Source organism: Streptomyces sp. NPDC051173, from assembly GCF_040689515.1.
GTDB lineage: Bacteria > Actinomycetota > Actinomycetes > Streptomycetales > Streptomycetaceae > Streptomyces.
On the sequence record NZ_JBFBBD010000118.1, the window covers coordinates 1 to 14,581 of the forward strand.

General features: G+C 69.4%; 11 protein-coding genes, 1 pseudogene and 1 riboswitch. Of the genes and pseudogenes, 5 read left to right on the forward strand and 7 right to left on the reverse strand.

Translation table 11 applies throughout. From position 1 onward, the window contains the following. Together AB0435_RS32785 and AB0435_RS32790 are read right to left on the reverse strand one after the other, a co-directional pair. A partial coding sequence (locus AB0435_RS32785) for a hypothetical protein (protein WP_366428603.1) occupies window positions 1–991 on the reverse strand: 991 nt, incomplete at its 3' end. Window positions 992–1,234: 243 nt separating this feature from the next. Beyond that, complete coding sequence (locus AB0435_RS32790) at window positions 1,235–1,507, reverse strand: hypothetical protein (RefSeq protein ID WP_366428604.1); 273 nt, start codon at window positions 1,505–1,507, stop codon at window positions 1,235–1,237. Window positions 1,508–1,757: 250 nt separating this feature from the next. After that, window positions 1,758–1,936: riboswitch (M-box (ykoK) riboswitch) on the reverse strand. A gap of 129 nt (window positions 1,937–2,065) precedes the next feature. On the opposite strand from AB0435_RS32790, the gene AB0435_RS32795 reads away from it, so the two are divergent. The 4 genes from AB0435_RS32795 to AB0435_RS32810 all read left to right on the forward strand — a co-directional run bounded on the left by AB0435_RS32795 (window position 2,066) and on the right by AB0435_RS32810 (window position 9,484). Beyond that, a complete protein-coding gene (locus tag AB0435_RS32795) occupies window positions 2,066–2,560 on the forward strand; it encodes a hypothetical protein (RefSeq protein WP_366004418.1) in 495 nt (164 codons plus the stop codon). Window positions 2,561–2,691: 131 nt separating this feature from the next. Beyond that, window positions 2,692–7,212: a cation-translocating P-type ATPase gene (locus tag AB0435_RS32800; protein WP_366428605.1), complete on the forward strand. Its 4,521-nt coding sequence runs from the start codon at window positions 2,692–2,694 to the stop codon at window positions 7,210–7,212. 337 nt (window positions 7,213–7,549) lie between these two features. Next, window positions 7,550–8,572 carry an alpha/beta hydrolase-fold protein gene (locus AB0435_RS32805; protein WP_366004420.1) on the forward strand — a complete coding sequence of 341 codons (1,023 nt, stop codon included), beginning with the start codon at window positions 7,550–7,552 and terminating at the stop codon, window positions 8,570–8,572. 408 nt (window positions 8,573–8,980) lie between these two features. Beyond that, window positions 8,981–9,484 carry a hypothetical protein gene (locus tag AB0435_RS32810; RefSeq protein WP_366428606.1) on the forward strand — a complete coding sequence of 168 codons (504 nt, stop codon included), beginning with the start codon at window positions 8,981–8,983 and terminating at the stop codon, window positions 9,482–9,484. A gap of 114 nt (window positions 9,485–9,598) precedes the next feature. Here AB0435_RS32810 and AB0435_RS32815 read toward each other — a convergent pair whose 3' ends face one another. Then, the gene (locus tag AB0435_RS32815; protein WP_366428607.1) at window positions 9,599–10,570 is read right to left on the reverse strand and encodes an aldo/keto reductase; all 972 of its coding nucleotides are present in this window, start codon (window positions 10,568–10,570) and stop codon (window positions 9,599–9,601) included. A gap of 142 nt (window positions 10,571–10,712) precedes the next feature. Continuing rightward, window positions 10,713–11,735, reverse strand: coding sequence for an alpha/beta fold hydrolase (locus AB0435_RS32820; RefSeq protein ID WP_366428608.1), 1,023 nt, complete (start codon window positions 11,733–11,735; stop codon window positions 10,713–10,715). 410 nt (window positions 11,736–12,145) lie between these two features. On the opposite strand from AB0435_RS32820, the gene AB0435_RS32825 reads away from it, so the two are divergent. Continuing rightward, entirely contained in the window at window positions 12,146–13,330 is a 1,185-nt protein-coding gene (locus AB0435_RS32825) for a methyltransferase domain-containing protein (RefSeq protein WP_366004424.1), read from the forward strand. 214 nt (window positions 13,331–13,544) lie between these two features. Here AB0435_RS32825 and AB0435_RS32830 read toward each other — a convergent pair. From AB0435_RS32830 to AB0435_RS32840, 3 genes and pseudogenes are all read right to left on the reverse strand, one after another. Continuing rightward, window positions 13,545–13,763 (reverse strand): annotated as a pseudogene (locus AB0435_RS32830) (transposase); the annotation flags it as partial. A gap of 64 nt (window positions 13,764–13,827) precedes the next feature. Continuing rightward, on the reverse strand, window positions 13,828–14,262 hold the full coding sequence (locus tag AB0435_RS32835; RefSeq protein ID WP_366428610.1) for a condensation domain-containing protein: 435 nt from the start codon (window positions 14,260–14,262) through the stop codon (window positions 13,828–13,830). A 34-nt stretch (window positions 14,263–14,296) separates the two neighbouring features. Continuing rightward, on the reverse strand, window positions 14,297–14,581 hold a 285-nt coding region (locus tag AB0435_RS32840), incomplete at its 5' end, for an integrase core domain-containing protein (RefSeq protein ID WP_366428609.1).

The following is a 14,581-nucleotide window of genomic DNA, read 5'->3' on the forward strand; positions in this document are numbered from 1 at the left end:
TGCCCTGGTGGAGCCATGGCGAGGAGGTGGCCCAGAAGATGATATCCGCTCCCAAGTAGTCGTTGGCGAAGTCGACGAAATCCTGCCGCGTGTACGGCTTCCCCGTGACGGGGCTGGTGTAATTGAAGTCGGGTTCCTGCACGGCCATCGCCACAGTACCGAGCTGGCCTCGGTACTGGTTCAAGTACCGGTACGCGTTGTTCATGTGCGGCTTGTTGTACGGGAGGAGGTCCGGTCCGCCGACCCCCACGCCGTGCTTCTTGGCGAACTCGAACGACTTTTTCATGTAGCCGTTGTCGTCTCCCCAGCCGCACGGCCAGAAATTGATGTACTGCACCACAGTGCTGGCCTTGAACACCTTCTTGGCGTAGGCCGCGTTCTCCAGCTCCGCGTTGAAGTATGCGTCACAACTGAAGTGAGTCTTGTCCTTCGCTGTGTCCACGGAGACCGAGCTCTCCGGCAGATTGACACCGGTGACCCGTCCGTCGAACCGCTGCGCCAGCGCCTTCAGCAAATGCTGGAACCGATTCTGGACGTTCTTGTTCCACTGCGCCGCGACGGCACCGGGCGGGCCGGGGACGGGCCCGTCGACGTTGAGCTCCGGGGCGGCCCCTCCCGCATATTCCGGGTCCGTCAGCAGGTACTGCGGAAGCCGCGTCGGCGGTGCGAAGAACCGGTCCTGAAGCTGGATGAACACCTTCTTGTGCTGTGCCTCGACCTGACGCACCACCTGGTCGACGGCCGAGAAATCGTAGCGGTTCTTCTCCTTCTCCAGCATCCCCCACGGGACCACTACTTGCACACCGTCGATATCGGACCGCCCCAGTAGTGGCTTGGCGGCGGCGTCGAACTCTCCGATGGACGTGTACAGATAGTTCGCCGCATGACCACGAGACTGTGACGGGGCGGCCACGGCCGTACCACAGGCCGCCGCTGTGAAGCCCGTAAGCGCGACGACCGTAGCCACACGCCTGCGACTGACCTTCGACATGAAGTACCCCCGTGACGAAACCTTGTTTATCGCGGATCGCGGTGTGATCTCCGCCGAGAGCCCGGTCCGTGACAACCGATCAGAGTTTTTCGAATCTGGCCTGGACATGCGGGCCAATATGGCAGGGCGGCGTAAGAGAAGTATGAGAGACACCAGTTGACGTCGGGTGGGTCGGGCGCGCGTGCGATAGGTTGCCCGCCATGACTGAGCTTGGACCCGTCGCCTGGCCACCGGCATCGAGCGCTACACGTGAACGGAGGCGTGGCCGGGGTCGTGTTGCGGAGACCGCTCAGGGTTCTCCAGTGCCTGCTGCACGAGGTGGACGGCGAACGGGAGTAGCAGGTGGGCGAGGAGGCCCGCGCCGGCGGCGTCGGCGACGCCGGCGAGAACGGGTCCTGCGTAGGTCAGGGCCCGCCGCAGTGCGGAGTGGTACGAGTCGGAGCTGAAGTCGGGCAGGGCGACAGTCAGAGTGAGGACGGCGTCGGCGGTGTTCGGCCAGGCCAGTTGGATGCGCACAGTGGTCTCCGAGCAGGACATACCCGGTCGCGGACGGGCGCACGGAACAATTCGCACGGCACGCCTGGGGGCCGACCCGCACGAGTGGCGCGCGAAAGTCAGTGGAAGCGTCGGCGACGGGTGAGTGGTGACGGGCGAGTTCGGCCGGAAGCGGGCTCCGGACTATGCCAGGGACCCAAGCCCCTCACCTCCTCGCGGCCTGGGCACTCGAGGGTGCCGGGCATGGGCCGAGGAGCCCCCGCGTCGCGGGAAGGCACCTCTCTCGTCACGGTTTCAGCACTGCGCGGCGTATTCCCGGCCGCAGTCGGCCGGGCAGCCACCTGGGCGCACCCCTTAATCCGGAGTGAGCTGTCCTGACCCGGGGCGTCTCTCGACGTTCGGGGTCAGTGGCCTGTGTCCGCGCAGAAGCCTCACCCAACGAGGTGCTGCGTACATCGAGAATCACGAAGGCGCGCGGGCGCTGTCAAGGCACGTTTAGGGAAACGGGAGATGGCGCAGGTTAACGCCGGTGGGCAGTTTCACGTAGGAGTCATGTCCTTATCGGGAATTGGAGATTCCATGAGTGAGAGCGCCGGTATACCGTCTTCGTCCTCGGTGCGTCCGCCCGGGCTGGCGGGTGCGTTGGGGGCTGTGCAGGCGGTGGCGGACCACGTCCCCGGTGCCGGCCTGGTGAAGGGGGCCGTGAACGGGACGCTGGACGTGGTCGGTTCGGTCTCTCCCGGGGCGCGCCGGGCCGCGGTGTACGCCGGTGTGGGCCTTCTGGGCGCGGTCGGTCTCGTCGAGTGGCCGGTCGCGGCGGCGGGCGCCGCGGCGGTGTGGCTGACGCAGCAACGTCCCGGGAGAGACGGAGCGGCGGAGGCCGCACCGGCCGGTCAGCAGCAGGACTCGCCCACCGTCTCCGCCACTGCCCCGAAGCGTGCGAAGGGAGCGGCGAACACTGCCCCGAAGCGGACGAAAGGTGTGTCGAAGGCGTCATCGGTCCAGGCGGGCGGTCGGCGCAGTGTCACGGTGCCGATCGATGACGAAGCCTCCTCGGGCCGGCCGCCCGGCTGATCGCCGGGCAGTGATCGTCGGCCGCCCGGCCGTCCCGGGCACAGCACTCCTTCTCCGCGCTGTGGTCCTGACCGGTGCGGATATCCCATGAGGGTAGGACAGTGGTTCTGCGTTCGTTGACCGGTCTGCCCATGGCCGGTCTTGGGCTCGTACTCACGGCGCCGGCCCGGGCCGTGGGCCGTCTCGCTCCATCGGCCGACGCGCTCTTGCACGGAGCGGGCGAGCTGGCATCGACGGGTGTGCACACTGTGGTGAGCGGGGCGGCCGAGGCATCCGCGACAGCCGTGCGCGTGGCTCGGGTCGCCCGTAACGCGCTTGTCCCCGGAGACGGTCGTTGGCGTGCCGGCGGCCGGATCCAGCTGCCCTTGCGCCCGCACCCGGAAGCCGCCGACATGCCGCGGCTGGAGGAGGCCGCGCAAAAGGTGGCAGCCGCTCTGCTGGAACATCCTGATGTTCTCCTCGCCTACTGGGACAACGGTCTGTCCCGGCTGGTGGTGCAGGTGGTTGAAGACGACCTGGTCGGTGCGATCGAGAACCGGGCGGAGAAACTGGCTGCCCAGCACGGGCTGAAGCACTCCGGCGGGAATGCGGACCCGAACCTTCCGTATCCGGGGGGTGTCGGTGACGTACGCGCGGCGGTCGTGCTCCTGGGATGTGATGCGGCGGGTGTCGCCGTGGCGCTGCTGGCGCAGGTGATGCGGTGGCAGAAGTCGCCGCGGTTGGTCACCGCGGCGGTGACGCTGTTACGGGAGGACTCGCGGGTGCGAGGCGTGCTGCACCGTCGGCTCGGTGCGGCCGGGGCCGACCTGGTGCTGGCGGCGGTCAATGCCGCCACGCACGGTCTCGGGCAGTCGCCGACGGCGCTCGTGCTGGACGGGGCCTTGCGAGCAGGGCAGTTGGCGGAGGCGCTGGCCCGGGCCGCCGCGTTCGACGCCGCCCACGACAAGGTCTGTGTACCGGACCGGGCGAGCCTGTCCGGGGCCGGGCTGCCCAGGCCGCCGCTGCGGCGGAATCCGGGCGAGGAGTACGCCGACACCGCGGTCATGGGCAGCCTGGTGGGGGCGGCCGCGACGCTGGTCTTCACCCGCAGCGCGGCCGGTGCCGCGGAAGCGGTCCTCGCCGGTTCGCCCAAGGCGGCACGCTACGGCCCGGCGTCCTTCACCGCCGCTCTGGGCAGTGCCCTGGCCCGGAGCGACGTGCTGGTCCGCAGCATCGACCGGCTGCGCCGGCTGGAGCTCGTGGACACGGTGGTTCTCCACCCCGGCGCGCTGCGCGGGCGGCGGCGGACAGTCCTGGACGTCGACCCCGGCTCGTCGTCGTGGGACCACGACCGGCTCTGGCACGCGGCGACCGCGGCACTGCGCGGCACCGAGGACAGGGCCGACGACATCAACCAGCCTGCGGTGAGCCTGCGTTCGCTGTCCGACAGCGACATGGCGGACAGCGGTGCGATGATCGCCTCCGTGGGCGGTGAGGACGTCGGCACCGTGCTGGTCGGGTGGGAGCTCGACCCGCTCGCCGAGGCGGTGCTGGACGCGGCGCGCCGGGCCGACCTCAACGTCGTGATGGTGGACGATCCCTCGCTCGGCGACTTCGCGGCACTGGCGGACATCGTCGTGGCCCCCGACCGGCCGCTGGCCGAGGTGGTACGCGAGCTCCGGCAGGACGGCCGGACGGTGATGACCGTCACGCGCATCGGCCACGAGGACGCCCAGGGTGACGAGGTGCTCCAGGGACTGCTGGCCGGTGATCTCGCCGTGTCCGTCACCGACGGGCGCAGCGCTGTGGTCTGGGGTGCCGACGTGCTCGCGCTGAACGGACTGGAGGGGGTGTGGCGGCTGCTGGCAGCCGCTCCCGCCGCACGGGCTGTCGGCCGCCGTGCCAAGCTCCTCGCCCGGTCGGGTGCGGCGCTGTCCGGACTCCTGGTCGTCACGGGAGGCTCGCCCGCCCGGCGCATGCTCCTGCCCGCCGGGGTCCGGCTCAGCCCCGTCAACGCCGCTGCCGCCGCGGCCCTGTTCTCGGGCCGGCGGTCCGCGTACGCCGCTGTCGGCCGCAAAGCACCCCGCCGGGGGCCGCGCGTACCGTGGCACACCCTGCAACCGGACGAGGCGCTCTCCCGGCTGGCCGGTATGCCCCGGCACATACCGACCGTGCTGTCCCGGCTGCGCACGCGTGCGGACGCCGCAACCCGACTGCCGGTCTTCGCCCCGGCACGCGTGACCTTGTCGTTGTTCACCGCCGTGCGCGCGGAACTCGACGACCCCCTCACCCCCGTGCTCGCGGTCGGCGCGGCCGCTTCGGCCGTCCTCGGCTCCAGCGTCGACGCTCTCCTCGTCACCGGGGCACTGGGAATGAACGCCGTGGTGGGAGGGGTGCAGCGATTACGCGCCGAGCACGCCCTGGCCGAGCTCTCGGTGGGACAGCGGCAGACGGCCCACCGCGTCATCGACGCCCGGACGGGGACCACGGCGGTCACCGATGCCTCCCGGCTGGTGCCGGGCGACGTGATCGAGCTGGCCACGGCCGATGTGGTGCCGGCCGATGCCCGGCTGCTGGAAGCGGCCGACCTGGAGGTCGACGAGTCCTCCCTGACGGGTGAATCGTTGCCGACCAGCAAGCAGGTGGCCGCTACCCCCCGCGCGGCCGTGGCGGACCGCAGCTGCATGGTCTACGAAGGCACCACCGTGGTCGCGGGCCGCGGCCGGGCCGTCGTCGTGGGCATCGGCGACCAGAGCCAGGCCGGACGCGCGGCGTCCCTGGCCGCACGGGCCCCGGCCGCGGCAGGAGTGCAGGCGCGGCTGCAGGAACTCACGAAGAAGGTGCTGCCGCTCACCCTCGCCGGCGGAGCGGCCGTCACGGCGCTGTCCCTGCTGCGCGGCCGCCCGGTGCGCGAAGCCGTCGGCGGTGGCGTGGCGGTGGCCGTGGCCGCGGTCCCCGAGGGCCTGCCCTTGGTGGCGACGGTCGCGCAGATGGCCGCCGCCCGAAGACTCAGCCGGCGCGGCATCCTGGTGCGCACCCCTCGCACCCTGGAGGCACTGGGCCGGATCGACACCGTCTGCTTCGACAAGACCGGAACCCTGACCGAGAACCGCCTGCACGTCGTGCACCTCGTCACGGCCCGGGGCACCACCCACGCCGCCGACGACCCCGAAGCCGCCATGGTGCTCCGGACCGCGGCCCGCACCTGCCCCCGCCCCGACGAGACGGGCACACACGCACACGCCACCGACGAAGCCGTCCTGGCCGCCGCCCAGGACGACCCCGACTGGACCCGGACCGAAGCCCAGCCTTTCGAAGCCAGCCGCGGCTACGCCGCAGCCGTAGGACACACCGCGAACAGCGACGCACCCGTGCTGATGGTCAAGGGAGCGCCGGAGACCGTACTGCCGTGCTGCACGGACATCCCCGCCGACGCGGAGGACACCGCGCTGTCCCTGGCGAGCCGAGGTCTTCGCATACTGGCCGTCGCCCGGCGCCGGTTGTTGTCGGACGAAGCGTCCGAGGTACTGGACAAGCCGCTCCAAGGGCTCGAGTTCCTGGGGTTCGTGGCGCTGGCCGACACTCCACGGGCCGACTCGGCCCCGCTGGTGGCCAGGCTGCGCCAGGCCGGACTGCGGCCGGTGATACTCACCGGCGACCACCCCCGGACCGCCAGAGCCATCGCGGTCGCCCTGGGCTGGCCGGAGGACGTCACCGTGGTCACCGGCGACCGGCTGTCCGCCCTCGACCGGACGGGCCGGGCCGAACTCCTGCGGGACTGCGGCGTGGTGGCCCGCGTCGCCCCCGAGCAGAAGCTCCAGGTCGTCGAGGCGCTCCGGGAAGCGGGGCGCGTGGTGGCCATGGTCGGGGACGGGGCGAACGACGCCGCCGCGATCCGCGCCGCCGACGTGGGAGTCGGCATCGCGGCCCGCGGGTCGGCGGCGGCCCGCAACGCGGCCGACCTCGTCATCACCGGGGACGAACTGTCCGTCCTCGTCGACGCGGTGGCCGAGGGCCGGGCCCTGTGGCGCAGCGTGGCCGACGCCATCAGCATCCTCATCGGAGGCAACTTCGGCGAGGTCGGCTTCACCGTGCTCGGCACCCTGCTCGACGGCGCGTCCCCGCTCTCGACGCGGCAGTTGCTGCTGGTCAACCTGCTCACCGATATGTTCCCGGCCATGGCGGTGGCGGTCACCCCGCAGGACGGGGAGCCGGGTGAGGAAACGCTCCTGACCGCTGTCCCACCTGTGGGTATCACCGCCCTGGGAGCTCCCCTGACCCGCCAGATACGCCAGCGCGGTGTGGTCACCGGGCTCGGCGCGACGACGGCCTGGCTGATCGGCCGTCTCACCCCCGGCACGGCGCGGCGCACCAGCACCATGGCACTGTGCGGGGTGGTCGGAGCGCAGCTCACCCAGACCATCAGAGGCCGACAGCGCAGCCCCCTCGTCCTGGCGACCACGATCGGCTCCGCCCTCGTCCTCACCGGCATCGTCCAGACGCCGGTGGTCAGCCACTTCTTCGGCTGCACACCACTGGGCCCGGTGGCCTGGACAGGAGTCGGCGCCGCAGTCGGCACCGCCGCACTCTCCCCCTGGCTGCTCCCGCCCGCTGAACGACTGATGTCCCAACTGACGGACAAACTGATGCCGGTCGTACGGATAACCCGCTGACAGCCGAGGCGCGGTTCCGGCAGGAGGCACAACCAGTCTTTGCTTCGTACCGGACAAATGCGGAAAGTTTTGAGCTGCGAGGAGTCGCGGATGATGGTGCTCCGACTGCGGTACGGTCGAAACGGAGGGCTTTCTTAAAGAACTCTTAGCGGGGCCTGAGATAAATGGTGGGAATTATCCCTCGGGACCGGCTGCCGCCGGGATCCGTGGGATGCACCGTACTGCCCGCTCTCAGGTACCAGCGCTATCCGGAGTACACACGATGACAAGCCCCGATACCGAATCTCCCCGTTCCGAGGGCCGCCGCCGTGGCTCCCGTCCCAGGCGATGGATCTTTGTGTCAGCCGTGACGGTCGTGCTCGGGCTGGTCGCGTGGCCGGTGCTCGACTATGCCGGGGTGTTCTCCGACAAGGGCGATCCCATCAGCTTCGGCCAGGACGAGAAGTCGGGCGGGACGGGGACCGGCAAGGTGTCCATGCCCACCGGGCCGGAGTCGAAGTTCACCGTGTCGGGCACGGTGCCGGAAGACGGCAGCAAGATCGCGGTCACCGAATACGCGGGCAAGAAGTCGGGATTCAAGGGGAAGGTCTGGGTCTGGGTCCCGCCGCAGTACAAGGACCCCAAGTACGCGAAGAGCGGGTTCCCTGTGATGATCGCGCTGCCCGGTGGCGCCGGGTACCCGAACAACTACTGGATGGGCACCGACCTCAAGCTCGAGGCGAGCATCTCCAAGTGGTCGCAGGAGGGCAAGAGCCTGCCGTTCATCGTGGTCATGCCGGTGCTCAACCCCGAGGACCACGACAAGGACGCCAAGGATCCCAAGGCGGGTCAGTACTGGGACGGCAGTGACATTCCCGGCCAGCCGAAAATGGGCACCTGGCTGACCGAGGACGTCCCGGACCTGGTCAAGGAGAACTTCCGTACGATCGATTCCCGTGACGGCTGGGCCTTCATGGGCTCCTCCACCGGCGGTTTCGCGGGCCTGAAGTCCGTGCTGCAGAAGCCCGACAAATTCAAGGCCGTCATCGCCTCGGGCCCGGACATGGTTCCGGACTCCCGTCTGTGGGCCGGCCACGCCAAGGAGAAGGCGGCCAACAATCCGAAGGTGCTCGCCCCCGCACTTATCCAGGCCGGGCGCCCGGACGTCTACCTCGGCTTCCAGGTCGGCACCAAGGAAACGTCCGCCATGCCGCCGATCGAGGACTTCGTGAAGCAGTACACCAAGGGCCCGATCCACACGAAGCTGAGTGTCATACAGGGCGGCAGCCACAACGCGAAGACGTATGTGCCGAACATGGAGACGGGCGGCCTGATCCAGTGGATCAGCGAGCACATGCAGGGCCCTGTCCCCTCCTCCTGAGCAGGCCTCCTGAGCAGGGTCGGGGACCGGGCCGGGCCCGAGGTTCACGACAACGGGCAGTACCCCGGAGGCCGAGCCGGCGCTGGATGACACAGAGGTGTCGTCCCGCGCCGGTAGCGCGGGAAATCGCCCCCGACCCTCCCGCACGGGGCCAACATGGACTTCCGCCTCTACCGGCTCCCTGGAAGCCGGCCTCCGGCAACACGCTCCGAACGCCCCGCAGCCTCCCTCGCCGCGCCGGCCCCCGGTCGTCGGGCGGCCGGGTTCAAGCTCTGCGGGGCGGCGGAGCGGGCCGCGACCGGTCCAGTGAGTGGCCGGGAATGCCCCTGGGCCAGGCGCAAATCCGGTGGGAGCATGGGCATGCCAAAGAGTGGGCATCGATCATCTTAAGGGCTTCCAGGGGGAATTATGCGGATACATACCCGTATACGCGCGACCTCGGCTGCACTCGCCGTTGTCGCGGCCGGCCTCACGTTCACCACAGTCGGAACCGGATCCGCCAATGCGGCAGGCTGTCCCTCCGGTGGACAGATACTCGGGGCTGTCCAGAGCATCAAGGCGGGCTCGCAGACCATCGGCCAGTTCTACCTCGGGTGGAACTGCAGCGGCGCCTATACCGAGGTCAACCTGTGGAACACCAACTACGTCAACAACTGGAAATTCGGCCAGGTCGACGTGAAGTCCAGCTCGAACAGCTCCACGAACTCGAACAGGCCGGTGCTGAACAGAGGCACGTATTGGTTTGACGCCGGATACATTCCGGTGATCGGCGCAAGGAACAACCGCGAGTACACCGGCAACTGGAACTTCACCGCCAACGGGCACTCGTGCTCCGGCCAGACCTCGACGTGGAACTTCTCCTACGGCAACGTGAGCAGCACCAACAACCACCCGTCCTCGCACTGCAGCTGAAGCTCCCAGCATGTCGTCGCGGTGCCGTCGTAGCCGTCCGTGCGCATCAGTACGGCGGTCGGCGCGTCGCCGGCCGTACGGCTCCCGGGGGAGCCGCAGCCAGTCAGCGCCCTTCTACGCGAAGCCGGCGATCGCGCGGGGAGTGTAGCCCGCCTCCAGATACTCCACCTCGCTCTCGGCGAGTTCCAACTCCAGTGAAGCGATGGCGTCTTTGAGGTGCTTGGGCTTGGTGGCGCCCACGACCGGGGCAGATACCACCGGGTTGTGGGAAACCCACGCGAGTGCGATCTGCGCGGGGGAGACCTCGCGCTTGGCCGCGAGCTCATGGACCCGGTCCACGATCGTGCGGTCGCTGTCCAGGTAGAGGCTCTTGACGTACTCGTCGGTCTCCGAGCGTGAGGTGGCAGTGTCCCAGGGGCGGGTCAGCCTGCCCCTGGCGAGTGGGCTCCACGGGATCGCTCCGACGCCCTGGTCCGCGCAGAACGGCAGCATCTCCCGCTCCTCCTCGCGGTAGATCAAGTTGTACTGGCTCTGCATCGAGACGAACCGCGTCCACCCGTTCGCCTCGGCCGTGAACTGTGCCTTGGCGAACTGCCAGGTATACATGGAGGAGGCGCCGATGTACCGCGCCTTCCCGGCCTTGACCACATCGTGGAGGGCCTCCATGGTCTCCTCGATCGGGGTTCGGTAGTCCCAGCGGTGGATCTGGTAAAGGTCGACGTAGTCCGTGCCGAGGCGGCTCAGGCTGTTGTCGATCTCGCTGAGGATCGCCTTACGGGACAGCCCGGCACCGTTGGGCCCCGGCCGCATCCGGCCGGTCACCTTGGTCGCGATGACGACCTCGTCACGAGCGGCGAAGTCCTTCAGCGCCCGCCCGACGATCTCCTCGCTGGACCCGGCGGAGTACACGTTGGCTGTGTCGAAGAAGTTGATCCCCGCGTCGAGGGCGCTGCGGATGATCTCCCGACTGGGCTCTTCCTCCAGGGTCCATTCGTGGGCACCCTGGGCCGGTTGACCGAAGCTCATACAACCCAGGCAGAGCGCCGATACTTCAAGTCCGGTGGTTCCGAGTCGGGTGTAGCGCATGTTCTCCTCCTGTTTGGCGGGTCGCCGTGGAGTAACACCTCACCACTTGGAGCGCACTTGAGGTCAAGCCGGTTCGGCCGGCCATGATGACAGCGCGAGTACCACGTCGAGCGCGTCATCATCGGCCTCGCCTTCGCCCTGGTCACACCGGAATCGGCATGAGGGCGCAGTGCACCGGCTCGGCGTGTGCGGGATCGAGGGAGTTCAGCACCAGCTGGTACACGTTCGGGTCGTACGGGCTGCCCAGGTGACCGGTGAGGTCCAGCGGACACACGTTCTGCAGCAGGATGTTGTGCACGGTGGCCCTGGGCCCGGCGGTGAGGAACTGGTTGGTGTACGGGGTCACGACGATGTCGGTTCTGGTGACGATATTGGTGTACGTGACGCCGGGCTCGGTGTCACCCCTGGCGTAGAGCCGCCGCAGCACCGGGGAGCCGATCGTCTGGTCCTTGGCCGCGGGACTGTCGAGGCCGAGCGGCTTGCCGGCACGTCCCGCCACGTCCAGTACCGCATCGAGGAGGTGGATCAGACCGGACGCGGTGGTGCCGTGACTGCTGGGGTTGATGCCCACCAGCTGGTGAACTTTCGCGGCGCCGCCCTCGAAGCGCAGGTACCACTGAGGCATCAGCCCGCCGCCCTGGGAGTGGCCCACGAGGTCGACCTTCGCCGCCCCTGTGGCGGCCAGCACCTTGTCGACATAGGCGGCCAGCTCTCCGGCCGAGGCGGGGACCGGGCCGACCGCCTTCAACAGGGCGTGGGGTTTGGTCTCGCCGTAGTTGAGAGCGAAGACGCAGTAGCCGGCCTCCTCCAGCACCGGGGCGAGCCCGCTCCAGTTGTCGAAGGCGTTCTCGAAGGTGCCGTGGACCAGTACCACGGGGTAGGGGTGGGCAGCCGTCGGCTCGCAGGCGAAGTCGTTGGCGCCGGCCGGTGAGCGGTCGGGGTCGGGCGCGGAGGCGATCAGGGCCGCGCCGAAGTGGACCGCCGCCAAGTCGCCGACCGTGCCGGCGGATGGTGCGAGCGGGGCCGCGGCGGCGTACTCCAGCGTGGGAGTCGCGGCGGAAGCGGTCAGGCCGACGGCGGCCGTGCAGACTGCTGCGGCCAGGGCAACGCCTGGAGTCTTCAGGAACAGGGCAGCGGCACGCCGCAGTCTGCGGAAGGTGGTCACTCCCTGGCCAACGGGGGCGGGAGCTCCGGGGTGCGTGAAACCACCCGGTGGGGCTACGCAGCTCACCCTGCTGCGGGCCGATCTCGACGCTGACCCGGTTCCCGGCATCGTCGCCGAGACCCTCACCAGCGGCCAAACCGCCGGCCGATCAAGCCATGTGACGATCAGTCGGATGCGTGACGGCTTCTGTCCCCCCGGCGAGGCCTCCAGCGGGCGGTCTGTCCTGCATACCGCCCTGCCCCTACTGTGGTCTGTCTCATGCAAGGGATGGGGGAGAGGCCCATGGGCAAACACGACAAGCAGGATGACAGTGGCAAGGGTGACAAGTTGCCGGGTCAGCCGTGGACACCGCCGAAGGAACCACCCACGACGGACGGTGGCTCTCCCGGCGACGGCGGGAAACACGGGAAATGACCACCACGGGCAGCTGGCGGGAGCTGGTCGCGCGCCTCGCCGCGGACGGCACGCTGGCCACCGGGTGGCGGCCGGTGTTCGAGGCCCTGCCCCGAGCCGGGTTCCTGCCCGACGTCATCTGGCAGCACCATGTGCCGACCGGGGCCGTGGAAGCCGTGGATCGGGCCCGGGAGCCGGAGCAGTGGCGGGCTGCGGCCGAGTCCGACGACCCGCTGGTGACGCAGTGGGACGACGGCGGACACCAGGGGCTGGAGCAGGGACGGCTCGCGTCGTCGTCGGCGTCCGCCCCGTCCGTCGTCGCCGCGATGCTCGCCGACCTCGATGTGCACCCCGGGCAGCGGATCCTGGAAGTCGGAACCGGAACGGGATGGAACGCCGGTCTCCTCCACCGGTTCGGGGCCGGGGCGGTGACCACGGTCGAGGTCGACCGGTCCCTCGCCGATGCCGCCGGGGCAGCCCTTGAGCGGCAGGGTCTGGGGGCCGTCACGGTGGTGTGCGGGGACGGCTCCCAGGGGCATCCGGCCGGAGCGCCGTACGACCGGGTCGTCGCGACCTGCGGCGTGCACACCATCCCCGGCGCCTGGCTGGAGCAGTGCCGGCCGGGGGGCCGGATCGTGGTGCCGTGGGGCACCCGCTTCACCCGCACCGAGGCGACGGTCGCACTCACGGTCGCCGCGGACGGGCGGACCGCGAGCGGCATGCTCACTTCCCTGGTGCAGTTCATGAGCCTGCGCGCCCAGCGCCAGAACTTCCCCGCGTACGGGGACTACGTGACCACCGAGTCCCGGGAGAAGGCCGGGCGGGGCATCACGACGCTCACCCTGGGCGCGACGCTCGCGGGCGAGTGGGACATCTCCCGGTTCGTACTTGGCCTCCTCGTCCCCGACTGCGCGGTGGTCATGGACGCGCCGCAGGACGGTCGGCAGCCGGTGTGGCTGTGCAGCCTGGATGACGACCGGTCCTGGGCGTGCGTGCTGTTCCGCGAGGACGGGAAACCGTCCACGGTGTACCAGTACGGCAGCCGCCGGCTGTGGCATGAGACCGAAGCCGCTCACGCCTGGTGGCACGAGCAGGGCCGCCCCGGGCTCGGCCACCTGGGCCTGACCATCGACGGCCACGGCCGACAGCACCTCTGGGTGGACACCCCGGACCACGTCGTGGGGCTCCCGAGCGCGGTCTGAACGGGGCTGTTCCGGGGGAGGGCCGGCGGCGTACGGAGGAGGCCGGTCGGAGGCCCGCCACATGCATCGTGGTGTTCAAGCCCCGCGTAACAAGGCGGAGTTCGACGTAACTCCGCCACGGCGCTGCTCTGGGTGCCGGAAACACTGGCCGCACAGCTCCCTGGGGACGGCGCCGTCACCGCCGCTCGGCCGTCGGGTGACCTGGGCCGTCCCCGTGTTCTGCGTTGTCCTCCTCCCGCCCGCGCAGCAGGGGGCGTCCGGCTCTTCTGTGGTGCGGGACGATCAGGCCGGTGCCCAGGTAGGCACCATCCGCGATCACCGTCGTCCCGGCGGCCGCGGCCGGGAGGTCCGAGTCACGCCACACGTGGGCATCGGCCTTGTTCCCAGGCGTCTGCCGGGCCGAGGCGATCACCAGGCGGGTGTCCGCGTCGATTCAGCCCCGCAACACCCCACCCATACAGGCAAAATGCCCAAGACTGAGCCTTCTGCAACACCCTTTAATCGTCTCCGAAGGGCAATTGCGCATCGTCGAGCACGACGAACGGGTCGCGCACCACCGCACGGATGATCGCTTGGAACTCCTCGATCAACCCGCGCATCGTGCTCTCCTCGAACACCTCCGGCGAGTAGACCAGCAGTCCGTCGAGCTTCCCCGGCCCGGTGACGGCGATCTTCATCTCCAGGTCGAACCTGACCGTCATGTCGGGAATCAGGTACGCGGAAGTGCGTAACCCGGCGAATGCCGGCATGTCGTCGTCGGTGACACCGAGGAAGGCGCCCATGTGCGAGTTGGTGTTCTGGAACTCGAAGACCACCCCGATTTCCGGCGGCCTCTCCCTCGGATGTTCCGTCCGCAGGCGGCCGAGCGCGTCACTCAGCGTCGCGTCCTGGTTGGCGAACGCACCCAGCACCGCGGTACGGACAGCGCCCAGTAGGTGTCAAGCCCCGAGTTTCGTGGACAGTGAGTTAGCTGGTTTCCAGGACAGGTTCTGGTGCGGGTGTTGCCGTGTGGGTGGCCTCGTACTCGGCGGGCGGGACGTGCCCGAGTTCGCCGTGGAGCCTTCGCTGGTTGAACCAGTCGATGTACTCGGCGACGGCGACCTCGACGTCGTTGATGCCAGTCCAGGGGCCCTTGTTGCGGATGGGTTCGGCCTTGAACAGACTGTTGAACGCCTCGGCCAGGGCGTTGTCGTAGCTGTCGCCCTTGGAGCCGACCGAGGCCACCGCGTCGGCCTCGGCCAGGCGTTCGGT